Here is a 19,568-nt window from a genome sequence, read left to right as displayed (position 1 = left end):
TTTACCAACTTTTCCACTTTGCTGTCTGTTTTTCAAGCATGCCTTCAAGATCATTTTTGTCTTTGAGAGTGTCCATACACTTCCAAAATCCTTCATGTTTATATGAAAACAATTCACCAGCTTTCGCTAAATTTTGCAAAGGAGCTTGTTCAAAAACAGTGCTATCGCCCTCAGTAATATAGTCAAATACTTCAGGCTGGCAAACAAAAAAACCACCATTAATCCAAGAGCCATCACCTTTTGGCTTTTCTAAAAACTGAGTGATTTTGTCTCCTTCAATTTCAATGGCTCCAAACCGACCGTCAGGCTGCACAGACGTCATCGTAATAGCTTTTCCATGGCTTTTATGAAATTCTACAAGATCATGAATATTCACATCAGACACACCGTCACCATACGTCAACATAAACGGTTCATCACCAACTATCTCTTGAGCACGCTTAACGCGACCACCTGTCATTGAGTTCAAACCAGTATCAACTAATGTGACTTTCCAGGGCTCGGAGGTGTTCTTGTGAATCTGCATTTCGTTATTAGAAAGATCAATCGTTACATTACTCTGATGTAAAAAGTAATTCGCAAAATATTCTTTGATATAGTAACCCTTGTAACCAAGTAAGATTACAAAATCGTTATAGCCATACTGGGAGTACATCTTCATGATGTGCCATAAGATTGGTTTACCACCAAGCTCTACCATAGGTTTTGGCTTTAGTTCTGTTTCTTCACTCAAGCGAGTGCCAAATCCACCAGCTAATAAAAGTACTTTCATTGTTTGCTCTCAATTAAATTAAAAATATTTACTGTATATATCAATTAAGTCTAATTTAGCTCTAGAATTCTTCTCCAACACTTCAAATCTGAATCCAAACATAAATGCTCTTTCGGTAGATTCGAAGTAGTTAGATTCGATAACGCGTAACGCATTTCTTTTGGTGTTGATACAAAATGCACTCCTTCTACTCCTCTCAAAGGTGACACATTAAAAAAATTGTTATTTTCGCAAACTATCGTTGGTAGCCCCATATAACAAGCTTCTAATGAAGCTGCAGTAGCATTGCTAGCAAAAGCTACTGTTGACTCATGCCAAAGCAAACTTAATGCGCTATTGCTAATTTCAATCTGTTCTCTCGACTCCAATTTGTACTTACGCATAATATCTTTTATCGAACAAAATGGATGAGGCTTTACAATGACCTTTGAAAAATGCTCCTTAATATCATCCCAAGATTCGCTTAGCAGTTTTAACTGACTTTCTGTAACCTGAATTTCATAGTCCGTAATAACTAGCAAGGTAGCTTCTTTACAGTCATCTTTCCTCTCCCCGCCTTTGTTTTGAGTCAAGTATAGATTCCTTAGCGACTCAGCGACGAAAACTCGCTCGCTAGGATATTGATAGCATTCCATTTCAGCTTTAGCCGACACCCCATTAACAATTAGAGTGTCGGGTATAGGAGCATCGTCATAACTGAAGTTGTTATCTTTAAAGCCATCAAAAGGCCTTAAGTCGAAAAATTTTCCAGACACATGTTGAAAACCAATTAGCTCCTGATTGGAATGACCTTTCCAAAGATGACATAAAGCACGCTCCCATGCTTGGTTTTCATAAGTATATAGACCACGCACTTTATTCTTGGCAATACCACTTTTTGTAAATGCCTCCTCTAGCAAAGTGTATTGAATACAACCGCCCATAGCTACTTTTCCTCTGATGGAGCTTAACCAATCATTCTCCATCACGCTAAAAAAACAGTTATCACGAAGTATACGACCAATGCAAAAAGACTTTTTAACAAGCGAAATATAACGGCGTAAGATTCTAACTAATACTCTAAACGAACACAGCTCTTCTAAAAATACAATTCTATTGTTCCCTGACAAATTAAAATACTTATCCCTTTCTGCCATCGCAACATTCAAAGATGGTAACTCTTTTGATGGAATAAATAGCATTAACCAAATGACAAACTGGTCACCCTCACACAATAAATCATCTAACCCAGACCAGTATCCGGATCGAACCTTTCCTTTTTTAAATTCTGAATAATCAATGTTTCCAGAATAAGTTATGACGGAAAAATTGGGTTTATAATCAGACTCTAATTGTGTTTTCTTTAATATAGCCGCCCTGCTTTGATATATAAATCGTAGAAAATAGGCAGAAGCTACTACCACATTTGGAAGAGTGAATTTTAAAGTACTAATTGATAGTTTCTGACGTTTAAATTCCACTCTTAAATTTTCTCTTTCAACCTTAAACTTAAAGTACTGCTTTAGGTATATATCTGATGATAAAACAATGATCTCATCACCATAATAAGAATCCAACATGTTATCTAAAAGCAACAGTTTAAATACAGCGTGTATATCACCACTCTTAAAAATGCTTTTCTCAGACAATAAAGTCATCCACCAAAAAGAAAAGTCATCAAATACTGTAAGATGTTTTTTTACACTCTCGCCATTAACCCTACACTCGCTTAACTCATGAACTTTTGATATATAAAGGCGTTTTAATTCATCCCCATTCTCATCAATCATTTTAGGTATTGAAAGCCCTCCTTCCTCTACAGGACCATCCCAACATATTATTTGAGCATCATGACCTTCCCAGGAATCTTTCTCATCAAGAATTATCAAAGGATTTTTAGATAAAGTGGTATTAAACATTGGCATAAAACAACTTGGTTATATTAACGGATACTTATTAAAACCTTTAACAGGTCATATTTAAGAAAGATCTAGACAAAAAGCACCAACTACGTCTAAATTATTGTTATTCAATACAATCCATTCCCCCCCAGAATTGCATCCCTATGAAGTTTCATTTGGTACTAGCTGTCGTCATCTTCATTATAGTATTTATAAGTTCACTTCGAGTTAAAGAAAATAATTTTGGAAAAAGTAGTACAATTAACATTATGAATAAAGTATAGATGAAACCCGAGAGTAAAAAGTTAGTCAAAGGGCTGTACATAACAACGTAAACTGAAGAAGCATAAGCTATAAAGCTAAATGAAATAATAACACAAATTTGATGTTTTAAAAAATATATCAGCTTCAACCCTAAGAGTTTTGAGTTAAAGAACAACTGGACATTCACGCCTATGAGCTGTGTAATCAACATTTTTGCAGCTAAGCCTAAAGCACCTAAATTAAATACCCAAACAAATAACACAGTTAAAATAAGACCCAAAAGCATACTAAAAAGCCCAATATTACAATACAGCTTAGTTTGGCCTGTTGCATAAAATATGGAGCCACTCAGTTGACCATAAGTTTGATGTATTGGATAGAAGGCCATAACCATTAATACCAACTGTGCCCCTTTAAATTCCTCATCAGTAAATATAGTAAGCACATTCTCACTTTGAAAAGAAATAAATATAGAAAAGTAAGCAGCAATACTAAACAACATTGGAATGTAACGTCGAAAAGTATTCGCCATTCCAGTTATATCACTCAACTCGAAAGATCGGCTGAATTCTCTTGTAATTATTGGTGTCATTGCTCCTGTAAATATAAAACACATTGCCGCAAGTGAGTAAGATAAGCCGTAATAACCAGTCTGTAATGAACCACTGGATTTTTGCAATATCCAAATATCAAACAAACCAACCAAAAGTGTCATTGTACTATAAAAAAACAATGGTTTACAGTAAGAAAAGAACTCACTCAATGTATACTTAAACCCTTCAAAATCACATGAAAAAGCTTTACTACAAATAACACCTTCTTTTAACAGAAAAAACAAAACACAAGTAATAAAAACAATCAATGTAATCGTTTGGAAATATAAGTATATTTTTATCGTTAATGAAAAGCAACCAATCAAACCTAGAAGAGCGCACAGTGATACTAGCTTGTATATAACTTTTATACCTTCTACAGGAACAGTCAATGCAAATGCATCACCTACCTTTGTGCAAACCTGAGAAAACCAAGTAAGGAATGCAAAGCTGATACCTAAGTATATATATTCTATTGATATACCTGGGAGTACATATTCATTGAAATTAAGCAGATTAGATATGTAGAAAAAGCCAAGTAGGCTTACAAGCAGTACTAAAGAATAAAAGCCATACCAACCAATAAGTTGCTTTCGTTTCGAATTTGCAGATAGCTTTGTAAAAAATGCTATAGAGCTACTCGCATCTAAGAAACTCATTACCTTAGTGAAAAACTGCTGGATATAAACAAGCTGCCCATAAGCAATAGGGCCCACCGCCTTCGGAATTATTGCAACCATGATGATGCTAACTATTCCGCTCACAAGGCTTGCCATTAGTTTCACCAAGTATCTTTTCTTTAATGTGGGTTCAGTCATTTAGTAATTCGTTCATTAATATTTTACCATTGCTGTCATTATCAGACCGATTGCTAATATACTTAATAGTATAATCCCTGTAATTGTTTTCACCCTTATTTACACAATAAACAAAATCAATAATATCAGCATTATTAATATCAACTTCAATATCAACAATTTTCTGACAAGTTTCTTTCGCCATTAACTCTACCTGCTCAGTCATTCCAAGGCTTCTTATCTCATTTGAGCATAAGAATAATATTGGCTTATTATGAATTACGCTAAAATTAATTGCAGTGGAGTAATGCGTCATAGTAAACTTAGACTTGGATATAATGTCACTACTACTTCCAAAATAAACTTTTCGTCCATTATAATAGTCACTATAATTATCTAAGGACGTACTTCTTGGATGAGCTAAAATCACAACCTCACACTTCACTTTCGACTCTAACCTAGAAAAAAACACATCCATTTTTTTGTAATAATCAGCCCCATCTATATTATTGATTATATTATGAAATTTAAAATCAGGATGATGTGGTATCATTTGATCTATAAACACAATATAGCGTTCACTCGCAGAGTCAACAGCGCTATCGTTAAGTAATTCAAGGTTATAGTCATAACAATGACAAATTATCGTTTTTTTATTTCCTACCTTATTAACTGATATGTAGAAGTCATATCTATCCACACAAAAATAAACTTTGTTAATAAGTTTTGTTAACAAATCACGAGGTGATGCAATTATATCTTTTAGTTTTTTAAATCTCGCATTCCGACCTCGCGCTACTGGAATTGGACCTAACATTTGACATCCAAATTCCTTGCAATTACTTCTAATAGCTTGAAATAAGTTCTTGCCAAGAAAACCTACAGAAATAAATACTGCATTATTCCCATTCCTCCTAACCTCTTGTTCAACCTCAAATAAAGACTTCAATAAAAAAACTTCAACATCAAATGAATCGCTTTCACTATTATCATTAAAAGAAATGTGAGGGAATGCGATTTTAGACACATCAAATACTTTCACAACCACGTCAGACTTAGTCAGCTCTTCTATAGAGAATCGAACATAGTCTCTCTTTTGTAATGGCGAAGAAACAATAAAAATGACAGATTTCATTTTTCACCTACTCGATAAAATCACTCAAATATAAAAAACAAATTATCAACTATATGCTACCTCTATTATGTTCATATAAGAACTCAGCCATTTTGAAATCTATTTCATTGTCTATATCTATCGAGTATTCATTAGGCATCTTATATGCGTAAGTATCATCCCTAAATGCCCCTTCCCCTTCTGCTAATAATTTCTCAGTGTTATAAGCATATATTGCACCATTTAAACGGTATGACAACTGTAGATCTTGAGAGCGTTTATTATCATCAGTTCGAATAAAATTCTTCATCGAGCCATCACTTGGTAATACATTTGCCCACTGAGGAGGATGCTCGCAAGGAGTTACTGAAACAATTGAAAATGCAGATTTATTCTCTAGTAGCTCAATCGCCTCATCGATGTGTCGCCTATTACGAAAAGGGGAGGTTGGTTGCAGTAACACGATAATATCCACACTTCCTTTTAATTTTTTTATGGTATAAAAAAGTACGTCTTTAGATGTAGCAGTGTCTGTTGATAGATAGTCAGGCCTTAGTTCCGGTACTTCTACATTAAACTGGGCAGCCACATCCGCAATTTCTTGATCGTCAGTACTAACAAACACTTCATCAATATAGCTACTATTCAGTGCAGCATCAATTGTCCACCCAATAAGTGGCCGCCCTCCTAGTGGCAATATATTTTTCCTCGGTAAACGCTTACTGCCCCCTCTTGCAGGAATAAGTGCTACTACTCTTTTACCATTAATCATAAACCTAACCCTAATGATAGTATATCGACTTGAGCTCTGTTGAAGTCATCCATACGTCCTATGTCTAACCAATACTCATGAATAGGAAACATTAGGACTTTTTCTCTTTCTTTCATATGCTGCTCTAACAGAGTCGGCATATCAATATTATAGTTTTTTGGGACAGAGTTTATAATTCGAGGAGATACTACGTAAATACCAGCATTAACAAAGAATCGTTGAACGGGCTTTTCAACCATGCTTGTGATTTTATTACCTTCTCCATTAATTACACCATAAGGGATTTGATAGTCATACTCTCGAACACACATAGTTGCGTCAGCATCATTTTCTAAATGAAACTCTAGTAAACGATTAAAGTCTACTTTGGTTAACACATCCCCATTAATCATAATAATTGGCAACTCTTTAGGAAGGTCATCTGGTAACAACCCTAAAGCTCCCCCAGTACCTAAAGGCTGCTCCTCATGAACATATCGAATAGACACTCCATACTCATCGCCATTACCAAAGTGATCTTGGATTTGTTCTGGCATATAGTGTGTTGATATATAGAAGTTCACAAAGCCAGCCTTAATAAAACTTCGTATAACTGTTTCCAAAATAGGCTTATCACCAATTTTGAGCATCGGTTTAGGGCAAGTATCAGTTAAAGGACGTAAACGAGTTCCAAATCCCCCAGCCATAATAAAGACAGGGTTAGCTAGCTCGGGGTGGCTAAGTGCATGTTGAAGTGTCTCTAAACCAACAACGACTCCGTTATCATCAATTAACGGTATGGATAAAATCTCTTTAGACTCCATTACCGAAATCAGATCATAGCAAGGCGTCTCCAACTTTGCGACGATGGGCTGCTTATTCATCACCTCAACTACTTCCGTTGTTAAAGGAAGATTTTCAAGCAACCCTCTTCGTATATCGCCATCGGTCAGCACACCTAGTAGCTTCTTATTTTCGTCAACCACAACGGCAATTCTTAATGCTTCTGTATTGATCACTTTCAGAGCTTCGATCAACGTTGTTGATGGCTGAATTAGAATTTTTTTCCAACTATGGCTCATATAATTACCTAGAGTTATTTTTGCTCGTTATTTATCTATGTCATAAAACGATTTTCGAGTCAGCCCTTTCAAATCTAGCGATTTGATAATCTCGATGACCTTACCAGAGCTGTTTCCATCACCATATGGGTTAATAACATTAGGCAGTAATCGAATAAAATCATCCGAGTACACTTTGTCTAAGGCAAGTAAGAGCTCATCGGTACTCGCATCAATATTCATCGTGTTATCAGCAATGACACGACCTTTCTGCCTATCGCCGATATTAATCGTCGCTGTTTTAAAAGAAGGAACTTCCCAAATTCCACTCGAAGAGTTTCCAATCACCGCATCAACAAATTGTAAGGCCGATAAATAACGAAGCTGTCCAAGAGAAGAAAAAACGATGGCTTTATCTGTATTCTGAGCGCAGTATTCATCAATTAATTGATTTATCGCTCTTCCGCCTACATCTGCATTCGATTTCGTAAATATAATAAGTGTATCTTCTTGGCAATCAAGTGCTGACAATATCTCTTCAAAGTCAGCCAGAGTCTCTTCAATTGAGTTTGAAGTCACTGGATGGTAAGTAAAAAGTAAGTTTTTCTTCTTCAACTGACAGCCAATAGAATCTTCAAACTCGTCTCTACCTAACAACTTCATACTTAGGAGGTTATCTAAACCGATTTCTCCTACAGTGAAAACTGTACTAGGTTGCTCTCCCATTTGAATAACGCGATTTGAATATTCTTTCATTGCAGTGAAGTGAACATTTGAGAGCTTAGTCAAAGCATGACGAATTTGATCGTCAATTGCACCTTCGGTTAGCTCACCTCCACTGACATGAGCTATGGGTATCCGTGCAATATTAGCTGCAGACGCTATCGGGAGTAATTCATAACGGTCACCAACAATAATCAAAATATCAGGTTTGAGTTCATCAAATGCTTCTGCGAAGCTAATTTGAGCTAACCCCATAGCCTTACTAACACCAACAGGGGAATCTGAAGACAGTAATATCTCAATCTTTTTTGATACTTCAAAACCATCCGCTTCAATTTGATTCTGGGTATAACCAAATTCATGCGACAAATGGCTTCCAGTCGATATTAGCTGGAGCTCTAAATCAGAATCTAACTGAATTCTACGGAGTAAACATCTTAGCGCTCCGTATTCAGCTCGAGTTCCCGTGACCACACAAATCTTTTTTATCATATAAGTTCTCCAACTTTATATGACTTGCGAGCTGGAGTACCAATCACTTCATTCCAACGGCTAGGCGCTAAACCGCCACCTGGCCTCATGATAGAGAGCATGTCTTCAGTAATTGCTGTTCCTTCCATAATATCAACAGCGGCTACAATGCTCTTCCTTACTATCTTTCGATTTTCTTTCTCGATCGCAGTAGGTACCTTAAAACCATGCCCCAAAGCGACATCAACATTTCGTATCGCTCGAACCATAGCTGTTAATTGTTCAGGACTAAGGCTTGCTTTATGATCCGGGCCGGACATGTTCTGATCAAGCGTAAAGTGCTTTTCAATTATAGATGCGCCTAGCGCAACTGCAGCAACAGAAACTTCAATTCCCAACGTATGATCTGAATAACCGACTTGGATACCTGGGAAAGCTTGTTCTAATGTCTTCATCGCTTTCAAGTTTACATCTTCGGGTGCCGTCGGGTAATCGGTAGTCGCATGTAAAACAGTAATCTCAGATAGCAATACCCCCTCTTCAACTAAAACACTTAAGGCTTGCTCAACTTCTGCGAGATAGCTCATTCCGGTAGAAAGAATTACTGGCTTTTTAAATTGTGCAATATGGCGAAGAAAAGGAATGTTTGTTAACTCTCCAGAACCAATTTTGAAAATATCTTGTAGGCCATCTAAAAAGGTTGCGCTTTGCTCTTCATCAGGAGTCGACATGAATGTAATTGCTTTATTATCACAGTAGTCTTTGAGCTCAAAGAAATCATCGTAGCTCAATTCAAGACGTTTCAGCATTTCAAACTGGGTTTCTTCTCGTTGAGTATTCTCCACTTGATACTCAGCCATTTTTGCATCTTCAGTGACGAGCAGCTCTGTTTTCCAAGTTTGAAATTTTACAGCATCAACCCCAGCCTCTACCGCCGCGTCAATCAATTTCTTAGCTAGACCAATGTCACCATTATGGTTAACACCTGCTTCTGCGATAATAAAAGTCTTGTTTGTCATAGTTACCTCTAAGCTCGATATAACTGGAATAATTTCGGAGTAGTAGAACCTTTACTTTGATCAATCCACATTTGATTCAACATCTGGCGCTTTTCGGGTAAGAAATCTAACCCCGCAATATAAAATGGCATCGTTAAGGGAGAGAATTTCGACTTAAACTTGAACAGACTGTCGTCAGGAGAAGATGTTCGACCTCCACCTAGCATCATGTAACGACAACCTTGGCTTTTAGCATGTTCAAAAGCGGCATCAAGTAGCAAATAATTGCCATTTTCCTTAGCGATGCCCTGATTATTAGCAGACAAGTGGTAGTGCGCGAGCTCTTTACCACACATGAAAAAGCCCACTGAAGCGTATGTACTTTCTTTCTTTGTGGCGAGTAAAGACACACCATCTAAAGCATTCAAATCATTGAAGTAGTTTTCTTGGAAGTAAAAAAAGTCACTGGCTGAGTTTTTCTTCATTGTTTCGTAGTACATCTCCATAAAATCAGAGAGTTGTACTGATGTTGTATCGACAGATAAGTTTTTCTCTGCTTTCTTAACGATGTTTCTTGTTGTTTTTGAGTATAATTTTCGGCGCTCTTCTGTATTCTTTACTAGGTCAACAATAACGACTTGGCGCTCAGGGAAATGCATGTCAAATAACGACGGCATTTCACCGACAGTATTAAAAGGGTGAAAACGGATGAACTCGCACACAATGTTCTGAGCTTTACAATGCTCTCTGTAAGCACTAAATGCACGCTGTAAAAATAACGTATCTGAAGAGTTAGAAATTGGACCTCCGTAACCGTAAGGTGTTTCTAAGTCATACAACTCTTCAGTTATATTCTGCCCTGCAACACTTCGGATTGGACGTTTTAAAGCACTAAACCGAACATAAGAGCTATCCTCATCATACTGAAATCCAAAATGTTCACCATCGCCTTCATATAGCGCAGAGTATTCTCGCTGGTAGTATATGTCTGACGGCAAATCTGTTATGGCAATATTCGTCATCATTCAGCTCTAAGAATTGGAGTACTAGGTAAATTAACCAAATGCGCTTCAATAAACTCAGAATGAGTTAGATCGCCACACATGGCATTTTCAAACATTGGTAAACGATGCATTAACTTCCAGATTGGGCGAGTCATGACACCAGCAGCATTCGTCTCTTTCAGTATCTGTTCGCGTAGTTCAACATCAGGGCAAATAATGGCATTCAACCAGTAGTTGGATTTAGCGTACTTGGGTTCGACAACAAACTTAATGTCAGTCCCTTCAAACAGACTGATGTATTGATTAGCAAGACTGCGTTTTTGAATAAGGTATTGCTCAATCACTTCCATCTGCGCACAACCAAGCGCTGCATTCAGATTTGGCATGCGGTAGTTAAAACCTGGCTCATCATGGAAAAATTCATAAGGATGAGGAACTTTTGCTGTCGTAGTGACATGCTTGGTTCGTGCTCCTAGTTCTTGAGTTTTACATAGAACCATACCTCCACCACCAGTGGTAATGATTTTGTTGCCATTGAAGCTGACTGCACTAACATCACCAATAGTACCCGTGTGCTGACCTTTATAGAAAGAACCTAGACTTTCTGCTGCATCTTCTACTAGAACAAGATTCCATTTCAGGCAAACTGCAACCAGCTCATCAAGCTCTACAGGGTGACCAAAGGTATGCATAGGGACAACCGCTTTAATTCGTTTGCCTGTATTCTTGTGAATACACCCCGTCTTGGTTACTTCAGCATGCTCACTTAAGAATGCATCCACAGCTTTGGGGCATAGGCCCAAGCTTACTGGCGAAACATCCACAAAAATAGGCTCGGCACCCATATGATAAAGAGCGTTACAAGTTGCAACGAAAGTCAGAGCTTGTGTGATAACAAGGTCTCCTCGTTGAACATCAGCCATGTACAAGGCCGCATGTAGAGCTGCAGTACCATTGACTGTCGCTACCGCTTTAGCCGCACCTGTATACGCTTCAATCTTTCGCTCAAAGTCATCAACAAATTTACCAACGCTAGAAACAAAAGTGCTTTCAATCGTTTCCATAACATAAGCTTTTTCATTGCCATTAAACGTTGGGGCGTGCAACGGAATGAATTCATTAGTTCTATAAGTATCTCTAACAAATTCAACAATAGATGTCGCTTTCATTACTTACTCCGCTTACATCTTACTATCGAGGTATTTACCCGTTTCTTTGTGCCCGAAATCAGGGATCATGGTAAAGAATAGTTTTACAATTTGATCCTTAGTCCAAGCTTTCTCGCCTTTCATCGCTAAAATGCTGTCTTCGAATAAGGTTAGTAATTCTTGGTCATAAAGTGGGTCGTTTTTAATGATTCCAAGATTTGCAAATCGAGACATGTCCAACTCTTCTTTATCCGTGAAAAACTCCTCAAAGTCTTTCTCACCCGTTGTATCGCTAGCAGTGAACAAACATGGCCACTTTCCTTGTTCGGGAAGTGTATGAGCCAATTGTCGAGCTTCTTCTTCTGTTTCACACAAGTGAGGCTCATAGCCAAGTTGCTCTAAATATTTCACAGCAATATCAGCAAACGAAATAAGATGAAGTGCTTCACTCAACTTAGGAAAGAAAATGTCACGATTTTCACCAAAAATACAAGACATTAGACAGAGCTCACCTGACTCTTGAGGTGTCACGAAGTAACGCTTGATATCGTTTGGAGCTACAATAGGCTGGCGTTTTTGAATACGCTGGTTGAATCCATGCAGCAATGACCCGTCCGAAAAAGCAACATTGGCAAAACGGGCTGTTGAGATCGCCATCTGCTCACTTTTTCGCATTAGGAACATTTCCATAATGCGTTTAGAGGCACCCATCATATTTACCGGATTTGCAGCTTTATCTGTTGAGACACAAAAGTACTTTTTAACACCCTTATCAATCGACTGTTGAATGGTTTTATCTGTATTCAATACGTTTACATCGATCATGCGCATCAATGTATAAGGATCTTTTTCACTTCTAACATGCTTAAGTGCGGATAAGTTCAGTACATAGTCGAACTTGCCATCCGCTTTAATGAACGCATCGTACTCCAGAGAACCGATGTCTAATGCGAATGTCTGAAAGTCGCCATCGATGTAACCAAATGAGCTGCGGATGTCTCGTACCAATTCAACCGTGTTATTTTCGCTAATATCAACAACATGTAATTTTAGGGGATGACGTTTAAAAATTTCTTTGGTTACAGCCTGCCCAATAGAACCTGCGCCGCCAAGAACTAGGAATCTTGATGATGACACTGCTTTCAAAAGCTTTTCTTCATGAAGCTTCAAGTCTTGAGTGAATAAGTGCTGGCTTCTACCGATAAGAGAAAGTAAATTGTCCATTTTATAGCCTTATATTAACCAATTTTTCGATTACAGCATCAACATCACTTGGAACATCGACAGCTAGAGAACCTGAATCAACTTCAATAATATCCACCTCATAGCCTGACTCTAGAAAGCGTAGTATCTCAATATCCTCAACTTGCTCATGGTACGTTTTTTCTTTATTACTGTAGAAAAATGCCAGCTGCTCTTTTGAAAAAGCGTAAATGCACACCTGTTTGTAACCAAATTTATACTCACCTGTTTTAGTCAGAGGAATACCAGCTCGACTCATATAGAGTAACTTGCCAGACTGGCTAAATGTGACTTTAGGGACAGTAAAAGATCGAAACTCTTGTTCTGAAGTGATAGCGCACATAGCGTTAGTGACATTACCACTCTTCAAGAATGATTCAATTACAGCATTGATGTCATCCGGGTTAATAAGCGGCTCGTCACCTTGAACATTAACAATAAAGTCACAGTCAAGCTGCAAGTTCGCTTCTGCAATACGATCTGTGCCGGTCAAACACTCCGATCTTGTCATCACCACTTGACCGCCAAAGCTATCGACCGCACTTTGAATACGAGCATCATCCGTCGCTACGTATACTCGATCTTGACCTACAGCTAAGCAACAACGTTCCCATACTCGCTGTATCATTGGCTTACCACAAATATCTACCAATGGTTTACCAGGGAATCGGCTTGATTCGTAACGTGCGGGAATGACGACTGCGAAAGTTATCTCATTGCTCATTATTATAGCCCCATCATTGAGAAATCATTGATAATCAAATACTTATTAATCTCACACTGCTTAATCATCTTCTCTTTCACATTGGAATAAGGTGAGTAAAATACAAAGTCGATGCTGTTCTGCTGTGCTGACAACATATCGGATTCCGCATCACCAAACATAACTGCATTGGTGTTTTTTTCTTGCTCAAGAATACGTTGGATAAGCTCAGCTTTTGGTACTGGAGAACCAAATACACCATCAAAATGAACATCTAGACCTCGCTGAACAAACACATCTCTTAACTCATTTTGCTCAGAACCACTAGCAACATATCGCTTACCCTTGCATTGCGTTAGAAATACTAGAAAGCCGGGCGTCAACTCTGCTGATAAATATAAGATGCGACACTGTTTGGAGAAGTCAGCCAAAATTAACTGTTCAAGCTCGTCTTTTTGATCTTCTTCAATACCAAGAATAGCGTTTAGAAAATGTTCGATATGGTGAAAGCGAGACTTGCCAAAATTATGACGGAAATAATCAATACATTCAGCAATGCGCTCCTCTGCTGAAAAATGTACCTCCAACACACTTTTCATAGCTTCGACTTTCAATTGGTTGGAGTCTAAAATTACCCCATCACAATCAAAAATGTATACCTCATATTTACTTAACAGGGGCATAAATAGAGCCTTTCGCTATCGGATAACTAGTTGGGGTCAGGGATTTGATTTCTAAACTTTTCTCATGAGCGTGATAAAGATTCAAGATTTCTACCATTTCTTGTTGACGAACGTCATCTTGAGCATAGCCGTCAAAGCCAACCACTGAAATAGAGCTCACTTTAGACTCTAACAAAGCACCAAGAATATACGCTGTAGTGATGTCATACGGCGTTGTTGTGTAAGTACCCCAGGTAGTAAAAGTCTCTTTCATAACTTCTAGACCGTAGTCAATTAGATTAACACCATCAAGCTCTGTCAATTCATCTACTGTGAAACGACATTTTGGTAAGATGATAGGTTTATCTAACTCTTTATAATGTTTTGACTCTGACAAAAATTTTGAATTATGAGAAATCACATAATAATCAATAAGCTCCGGGGCTACATGAACGGTTGTATTGATTGAGATAACGATAGGTTGAACGTCTTTAATATACATCTCAATCGCTGATGCGTACTTCTCTGTATTGGGGGCTTTCGCAATGACAAGTACATCTTTACCATCGAACAAGCCTTGCATGTCTTGGCCACCAGTGACTTCTACTTTACTGTCAGTGAAGTTCAGCGCAGTATCAAGTACTGCACCGTTGTAAGATGTTGTACCTTCTAGCTTACTTAAATAGTCGATCGCGCCAATGATTTCATCTGTTCCATAGTGAGTGCTAGATAAAAGGTTCTGAATGTAAGTTGGGTGTACGTCATTCTGAGCACCTAGGAAGTAAAGCAAGTTACTACCCCAACCGTATTCTTTTTGCATAGCTTCAAAGTGACGAATAACCAATTCATAGATTGGTTTAGGTTGGTACTTAGACTCCCCTTTATCTAAGTAGGCCAGAAGACTCTCAGTTTGGGTGTTACCTGCTCCACGCCCCATACCAGTCACTGTTGTATCAAGCCAAGATACACCAACTTCCATTGCTGATAGCGTGTTATCTAGACCTTTACTCATGTTATTGTGAGTATGGATACCCATAGGGCCCGTCCAGTATTTACGAAGTGCGCTTACGATACGTCGCACTTCTTGACCATCCATATTGCCAAGTGAGTCAGCAAAGTAAAGGACATCCAGCCCTTCCCAACTTGCTACTTGGCAAGCCTTATCGGCAATCACACTGTCCGCTTTACCGCCTGCTTGCATGAGGTTGAAGCCTACGATATAGCCTAGTTTTTTAAGACGAGCAACAATAGGTGCAGAGAACTCAACTTCATTGAAGTGCGCAGCAACTCGTACTAAATCAACTTTGCTGTTGATTGCTGGAACAAAAAGCGCATCAACCGCTTCGGCGATTGATAAACTTGACTCTAGGATAGTTTTAGCATCTACCATCACACCATAAGTTGGGCCTTCAGGCAGCGTTAAAGAGTTGATGAAACTTTCAGTCGTGTAAGCAAACGCTCCCAAGAAACCAGATTTAGGAAAATTACGTAAGCCTAACTCAACGTAGTCAATATTCGCACTTGCTACACTGTTAAGGTATTGCGTTACGACCTCTGGCTCAAAGTCCCAGTTATTATAATAACCACCATCACGAAGGGTACAATCTAGAATGGAGAAATTCATATCACTTATCTCTGTGTAAATTTTCGTATTTCATCTCAGTCGTTTTAAGCCCTAAGACACTATTATTTATATGGAGGCAATCTAATTTCGCCTACAGAACACAACGGTCTGAACCTTACGAAACTCTCTGTAGCCTCTTCCGCTCTTTTCAGTAAGCGCCTTAATCTTAGAGGCGAATAGCTTTCGAAAGTAGCAAGCCTTGCTGATCCTTATGTGAAAGTAACGGTCCATCGACTAAAGGCCATTCAACCCCAACCTCCGGATCACTCCAAAGAATCGAATGCTCCGCGCTAGGGTTATAATAATCCGTACACTTATACACAAACTCGGCTTCATCACTGGTCACATAAAACCCATGGGCAAACCCTTCCGGCACCCAAAGCTGACGCTTGTTTTCTGCAGACAAATACACCCCAACCCATTGACCAAACGTAGGTGAGTCTTTGCGGATATCCACTGCGACATCAAACACTTCACCGGAAACAACACGCACTAGTTTTCCTTGGGTATTTTCAGTTTGGTAATGTAGGCCGCGCAAGATACCTTTACTGGACTTAGAATGGTTGTCTTGCACAAACGGAGTTGGCTTGCCACCAGTAACTAGCTCTTCAAATTTCTTTTGCTGCCAGGTTTCCATAAAGAAACCACGCTCATCACCAAACACTTGTGGTTCAATTATTTTTACTTCTGAAATATTGGTATCAATAACTTTCATGACAATTTACACCTAGCAGTACGCTTTTATATTTTTTAGAGCCTGATTCCAGTCACTTGGTTTAATACCAAAGACGGATTCGATTTTACTGCAATCCAAACGTGAGTTTGCAGGGCGTGGTGCTGGAAGCGGGTACTGGTCTGCGGTAATTTCATTCACAACCGGCAGGGAATTTAATGCCCCCAGCTCTCCGGCAGAAGTAAAGATTGCTTTGGCAAACTCATACCAGCTAACGTGAGGTGCACCGGAGAAGTGATACACACCAAAAATATCCGCGGCGCCACGCTGAAACTCGTCCATCATTGTGATGAGTGCCGTTGCAATATCACCCGCGTAAGTCGGACCACCGAATTGATCACCGATAATGCCAAGCTCTGAACGCTCTTTACCTAACCTCAGCATGGTTTTCACAAAGTTGTTACCATGTTCCCCAAACACCCAAGCGGTGCGTAAAATCGCATAGTTTGAGCACGTATCAGCCACAGCTTGTTCGCCTGCTAATTTACTTTGCCCATAAACACTGGGAGGGTTGGTCACGTCTGCCTCAGCGTAAGGCTCAGATTTCGTGCCATCAAAAACGTAGTCGGTTGATATGTGTAACAAGACCGCGCCACACTGTTCTGCGGCCTGTGCTAAATATCGCGGTCCGTCTCGGTTAATCGCATAACTTAGATCAACTTCGTCTTCCGCTTTATCCACCGCCGTGTGAGCGGCCGCATTAATAATGGTGTCCGGTTGAAGCGCTTGAACAACAGCGTTAACCTGATCTTCGTTGGTAATATCAAGATCCGCCCTATCATAGGCAACCACCTCGACATCCGCTCTTTGTGACAACAGCGTGACTAAGCAATGCCCAACTTGACCATGTGCGCCAGTAATTAATACCTTTTTCATCTTCAGTGTCATCGTGACGTCTTCTTACGCTTCTCTTCAACCAAACGCGCCAGATACTGACCATATTCATTTTTCATCATTGGTTTCGCGATGCTGAGCACCTCATCATCACTCAGCCAGCCATTGCGCCAAGCAATTTCTTCCAAACACGCAATCTTCAACCCTTGAATATTTTCAATGGTTTGAACAAAAGAAGACGCTTCATGCAAGCTTTCATGTGTGCCCGTATCAAGCCATGCAAAACCACGGCCTAACAATTCAACGTTCAGAGACCCGTCTTCAAGGTACATTTGGTTTAATGTGGTAATTTCTAGTTCACCACGCTCAGAAGGCTTAACTTGCTTGGCCCATTCCACCACACGGTTATCATAGAAATACAAGCCCGTAACCGCATAGTCTGACTTAGGCTGAGTTGGCTTTTCTTCAATCGATACCGCTTTCATGTTGTCATCGAACTCTACAACACCAAAACGCTCCGGGTCTTTCACTTGATAACCAAAGACACTCGCCCCGCACTCGCGGCTCGCGGCATTTTTTAGGGTTTGTGAGAATGATTGGCCATAGTAGATGTTGTCACCTAACACCAAACAAACTGAGTCATCACCAATAAACTCTTCACCAATAATAAACGCCTGCGCTAACCCATCTGGGCTTGGCTGAACCTTGTACTCAAGATTGATACCGTAATCGGAACCATCACCAAGTAGACGCTGAAAACCAGCTTGGTCTTCTGGTGTAGTAATGACCAAAATGTCACGAATACCGGCAAGCATCAGTGTCGAAATCGGGTAATACACCATTGGCTTGTCGTAAATAGGAAGGAGCTGTTTAGAGGTACCGCGAGTCAAAGGGTACAAACGAGTGCCAGAGCCACCCGCGAGAACAATGCCTTTCATGCGAAATCGGTCCTTGGTTCTTGGTGCTCGGTCCTAAGGAGGAGCCTTAATACAGAGCACTGAAATAAATGAAGTTGGTTACTTTGTGCCTAGGCGCTCACCAGAATACGAACCATCTAAAACACGAGTCCACCATTCACGGTCGTTTAAATACCATTCAACGGTTTTTCGAATGCCTGATTCAAAGGTTTCCTCTGGCGTCCAACCAAGCTCACGCTCAATTTTAGAAGCATCGATCGCGTAGCGCACATCATGTCCAGGGCGGTCAGTCACATAAGTAATAAGGTCTTGATACTGTGAAATGCCTTGTGGTTTATTCGGAACCAATTCTTCTAACAAGGTACAAATGGTTTTCACGACTTCAATATTAGCTTTTTCATTATGACCGCCAATATTGTAGGTTTCTCCCACCACGCCTTCCGTCACTACTTTATAAAGGGCGCGCGCATGGTCTTCCACAAACAACCAATCACGAATTTGCATGCCATCACCATACACAGGAAGAGGTTTACCTTCTAAGGCATTCAAAATCATGAGTGGGATCAGTTTTTCTGGGAAATGGTACGGACCGTAGTTGTTAGAGCAGTTCGTCACTAAAATAGGGAAACCGTAGGTTCGCCCCCATGCTCGTACTAAATGGTCTGACCCGGCCTTACTTGCCGAATAAGGGCTGCTTGGCTCATAAGAGGTCTCTTCGGTGAATAGATCGTCCGTACCTTCTAAATCGCCATACACTTCATCGGTAGAAATATGGTGAAATCGAAATGCCGCTTGCTGGTCACTGTTTAGGGTTTTCCAGTATTGGCGAGCAACTTCAAGCAGATTAAAAGTCCCTACAAGGTTGGTTTGAATAAACGCAGCAGGACCATCGATAGAACGATCAACGTGCGACTCTGCCGCTAAGTGCATCACGGCGTCAGGCTGATGCTCAGCAAATACGCGCTCTAGCGATGGTAAATCACAAATATCAACTTGTTCAAAGACATAGCGAGCATTGGACTCAGTATTAGGCAGAGATTCAAGGTTACCTGCATAGGTCAATACATCAACATTCACAACACTGTCTGCGGTATTCGCCAAAATGTGTCGAATAACCGCGCTGCCAATAAATCCTGCACCGCCCGTAACCAATATCTTCATATTCTACCTTATTATTAAGCACGCTACCGCCCTTGGGTTACGCTCCCAAAGGCCATATTCCTGCGATTTAATATTAAACCTTAGTGTTTAAACTACACGCTACATCTAAGGTTAAA

The 19,568-nt window shown here is 39.6% G+C and carries 18 protein-coding genes; all 18 read right to left on the bottom strand.

The genetic code is table 11. The features are described from left to right. Position 1 precedes the first annotated feature (1 nt). The 18 genes from rfbF to rfbB all read right to left on the bottom strand — a co-directional run bounded on the left by rfbF (position 2) and on the right by rfbB (position 19,452). The gene (gene rfbF / locus L4D05_RS20130) at positions 2-772 is read right to left on the bottom strand and encodes a glucose-1-phosphate cytidylyltransferase (RefSeq protein ID WP_428795100.1); all 771 of its coding nucleotides are present in this window, start codon (positions 770-772) and stop codon (positions 2-4) included. 50 nt (positions 773-822) lie between these two features. Beyond that, positions 823-2,676 (bottom strand): TIGR04326 family surface carbohydrate biosynthesis protein, encoded by a 1,854-nt coding sequence (locus L4D05_RS20125; protein WP_428795099.1) that lies wholly within the window; start codon positions 2,674-2,676, stop codon positions 823-825. 148 nt (positions 2,677-2,824) lie between these two features. After that, positions 2,825-4,327, bottom strand: coding sequence for a lipopolysaccharide biosynthesis protein (locus L4D05_RS20120; RefSeq protein WP_428795098.1), 1,503 nt, complete (start codon positions 4,325-4,327; stop codon positions 2,825-2,827). Further along, positions 4,320-5,441, bottom strand: coding sequence for a hypothetical protein (locus L4D05_RS20115; protein WP_428795097.1), 1,122 nt, complete (start codon positions 5,439-5,441; stop codon positions 4,320-4,322). The genes L4D05_RS20120 and L4D05_RS20115 overlap by 8 nt, the downstream gene beginning before the upstream one ends. Positions 5,442-5,490: 49 nt before the next feature. Then, entirely contained in the window at positions 5,491-6,192 is a 702-nt protein-coding gene (locus L4D05_RS20110; RefSeq protein ID WP_428795096.1) for an acylneuraminate cytidylyltransferase family protein, read from the bottom strand. Next, positions 6,189-7,253, bottom strand: coding sequence for a nucleotidyltransferase family protein (locus L4D05_RS20105; protein ID WP_428795095.1), 1,065 nt, complete (start codon positions 7,251-7,253; stop codon positions 6,189-6,191). Before L4D05_RS20105 ends, L4D05_RS20110 begins: the two co-directional genes overlap by 4 nt. 27 nt (positions 7,254-7,280) lie before the next feature. Continuing rightward, positions 7,281-8,444, bottom strand: coding sequence for a UDP-N-acetylglucosamine 2-epimerase (gene neuC, locus L4D05_RS20100; RefSeq protein WP_428795147.1), 1,164 nt, complete (start codon positions 8,442-8,444; stop codon positions 7,281-7,283). Continuing rightward, on the bottom strand, positions 8,444-9,445 hold the full coding sequence (gene neuB / locus L4D05_RS20095; protein WP_428795094.1) for an N-acetylneuraminate synthase: 1,002 nt from the start codon (positions 9,443-9,445) through the stop codon (positions 8,444-8,446). The genes neuC and neuB overlap by 1 nt, the downstream gene beginning before the upstream one ends. A gap of 8 nt (positions 9,446-9,453) precedes the next feature. Then, on the bottom strand, positions 9,454-10,446 hold the full coding sequence (locus tag L4D05_RS20090) for a GNAT family N-acetyltransferase (RefSeq protein ID WP_428795146.1): 993 nt from the start codon (positions 10,444-10,446) through the stop codon (positions 9,454-9,456). Then, complete coding sequence (locus tag L4D05_RS20085; protein WP_428795093.1) at positions 10,446-11,597, bottom strand: LegC family aminotransferase; 1,152 nt, start codon at positions 11,595-11,597, stop codon at positions 10,446-10,448. The genes L4D05_RS20090 and L4D05_RS20085 overlap by 1 nt, the downstream gene beginning before the upstream one ends. 12 nt (positions 11,598-11,609) lie before the next feature. After that, positions 11,610-12,800, bottom strand: a complete 1,191-nt coding sequence (locus tag L4D05_RS20080; protein WP_428795092.1) for a UDP-N-acetylglucosamine 4,6-dehydratase — start codon at positions 12,798-12,800, stop codon at positions 11,610-11,612. Between the two features lies 1 nt (position 12,801). Next, a complete protein-coding gene (locus tag L4D05_RS20075) occupies positions 12,802-13,542 on the bottom strand; it encodes a 3-deoxy-manno-octulosonate cytidylyltransferase (protein WP_428795091.1) in 741 nt (246 codons plus the stop codon). A gap of 2 nt (positions 13,543-13,544) precedes the next feature. Then, positions 13,545-14,204: an HAD family hydrolase gene (locus L4D05_RS20070; RefSeq protein ID WP_428795090.1), complete on the bottom strand. Its 660-nt coding sequence runs from the start codon at positions 14,202-14,204 to the stop codon at positions 13,545-13,547. Beyond that, on the bottom strand, positions 14,188-15,807 hold the full coding sequence (locus L4D05_RS20065; RefSeq protein ID WP_428795089.1) for an aldolase catalytic domain-containing protein: 1,620 nt from the start codon (positions 15,805-15,807) through the stop codon (positions 14,188-14,190). The genes L4D05_RS20070 and L4D05_RS20065 overlap by 17 nt, the downstream gene beginning before the upstream one ends. Positions 15,808-15,973: 166 nt before the next feature. Beyond that, on the bottom strand, positions 15,974-16,522 hold the full coding sequence (gene rfbC, locus L4D05_RS20060; RefSeq protein WP_428795088.1) for a dTDP-4-dehydrorhamnose 3,5-epimerase: 549 nt from the start codon (positions 16,520-16,522) through the stop codon (positions 15,974-15,976). A gap of 12 nt (positions 16,523-16,534) precedes the next feature. Further along, positions 16,535-17,416, bottom strand: coding sequence for a dTDP-4-dehydrorhamnose reductase (gene rfbD / locus L4D05_RS20055; RefSeq protein WP_428795087.1), 882 nt, complete (start codon positions 17,414-17,416; stop codon positions 16,535-16,537). 8 nt (positions 17,417-17,424) lie between these two features. Next, on the bottom strand, positions 17,425-18,312 hold the full coding sequence (gene rfbA / locus L4D05_RS20050; protein ID WP_428795086.1) for a glucose-1-phosphate thymidylyltransferase RfbA: 888 nt from the start codon (positions 18,310-18,312) through the stop codon (positions 17,425-17,427). Between the two features lie 78 nt (positions 18,313-18,390). Further along, positions 18,391-19,452 (bottom strand): dTDP-glucose 4,6-dehydratase, encoded by a 1,062-nt coding sequence (gene rfbB / locus L4D05_RS20045; RefSeq protein WP_428795085.1) that lies wholly within the window; start codon positions 19,450-19,452, stop codon positions 18,391-18,393. Positions 19,453-19,568 lie beyond the last annotated feature (116 nt).

The organism is Vibrio nomapromontoriensis (genome assembly GCF_050337205.1).
GTDB lineage: Bacteria > Pseudomonadota > Gammaproteobacteria > Enterobacterales > Vibrionaceae > Vibrio > Vibrio nomapromontoriensis.
This window is presented reverse-complemented; position numbering and strand designations above follow the sequence as displayed.

Bases quoted from the DNA above. Each gene is read 5' to 3' on its own strand.
- rfbF (WP_428795100.1), bottom strand. From the start codon at position 772: ATGAAAGTACTTTTATTAGCTGGTGGATTTGGCACTCGCTTGAGTGAA.
- L4D05_RS20085 (WP_428795093.1), bottom strand. From the start codon at position 11,597: ATGAAAGCGACATCTATTGTTGAATTTGTTAGAGATACTTATAGAACT.
- neuB (WP_428795094.1), bottom strand. From the start codon at position 9,445: ATGACAAACAAGACTTTTATTATCGCAGAAGCAGGTGTTAACCATAAT.
- L4D05_RS20105 (WP_428795095.1), bottom strand. From the start codon at position 7,253: ATGAGCCATAGTTGGAAAAAAATTCTAATTCAGCCATCAACAACGTTG.
- L4D05_RS20075 (WP_428795091.1), bottom strand. From the start codon at position 13,542: ATGAGCAATGAGATAACTTTCGCAGTCGTCATTCCCGCACGTTACGAA.
- L4D05_RS20110 (WP_428795096.1), bottom strand. From the start codon at position 6,192: ATGATTAATGGTAAAAGAGTAGTAGCACTTATTCCTGCAAGAGGGGGC.
- rfbB (WP_428795085.1), bottom strand. From the start codon at position 19,452: ATGAAGATATTGGTTACGGGCGGTGCAGGATTTATTGGCAGCGCGGTT.
- L4D05_RS20070 (WP_428795090.1), bottom strand. From the start codon at position 14,204: ATGCCCCTGTTAAGTAAATATGAGGTATACATTTTTGATTGTGATGGG.
- L4D05_RS20080 (WP_428795092.1), bottom strand. From the start codon at position 12,800: ATGGACAATTTACTTTCTCTTATCGGTAGAAGCCAGCACTTATTCACT.
- L4D05_RS20065 (WP_428795089.1), bottom strand. From the start codon at position 15,807: ATGAATTTCTCCATTCTAGATTGTACCCTTCGTGATGGTGGTTATTAT.
- rfbC (WP_428795088.1), bottom strand. From the start codon at position 16,522: ATGAAAGTTATTGATACCAATATTTCAGAAGTAAAAATAATTGAACCA.
- L4D05_RS20125 (WP_428795099.1), bottom strand. From the start codon at position 2,676: ATGCCAATGTTTAATACCACTTTATCTAAAAATCCTTTGATAATTCTT.
- L4D05_RS20115 (WP_428795097.1), bottom strand. From the start codon at position 5,441: ATGAAATCTGTCATTTTTATTGTTTCTTCGCCATTACAAAAGAGAGAC.
- rfbD (WP_428795087.1), bottom strand. From the start codon at position 17,416: ATGAAAAAGGTATTAATTACTGGCGCACATGGTCAAGTTGGGCATTGC.
- L4D05_RS20120 (WP_428795098.1), bottom strand. From the start codon at position 4,327: ATGACTGAACCCACATTAAAGAAAAGATACTTGGTGAAACTAATGGCA.
- rfbA (WP_428795086.1), bottom strand. From the start codon at position 18,312: ATGAAAGGCATTGTTCTCGCGGGTGGCTCTGGCACTCGTTTGTACCCT.
- L4D05_RS20090 (WP_428795146.1), bottom strand. From the start codon at position 10,446: ATGACGAATATTGCCATAACAGATTTGCCGTCAGACATATACTACCAG.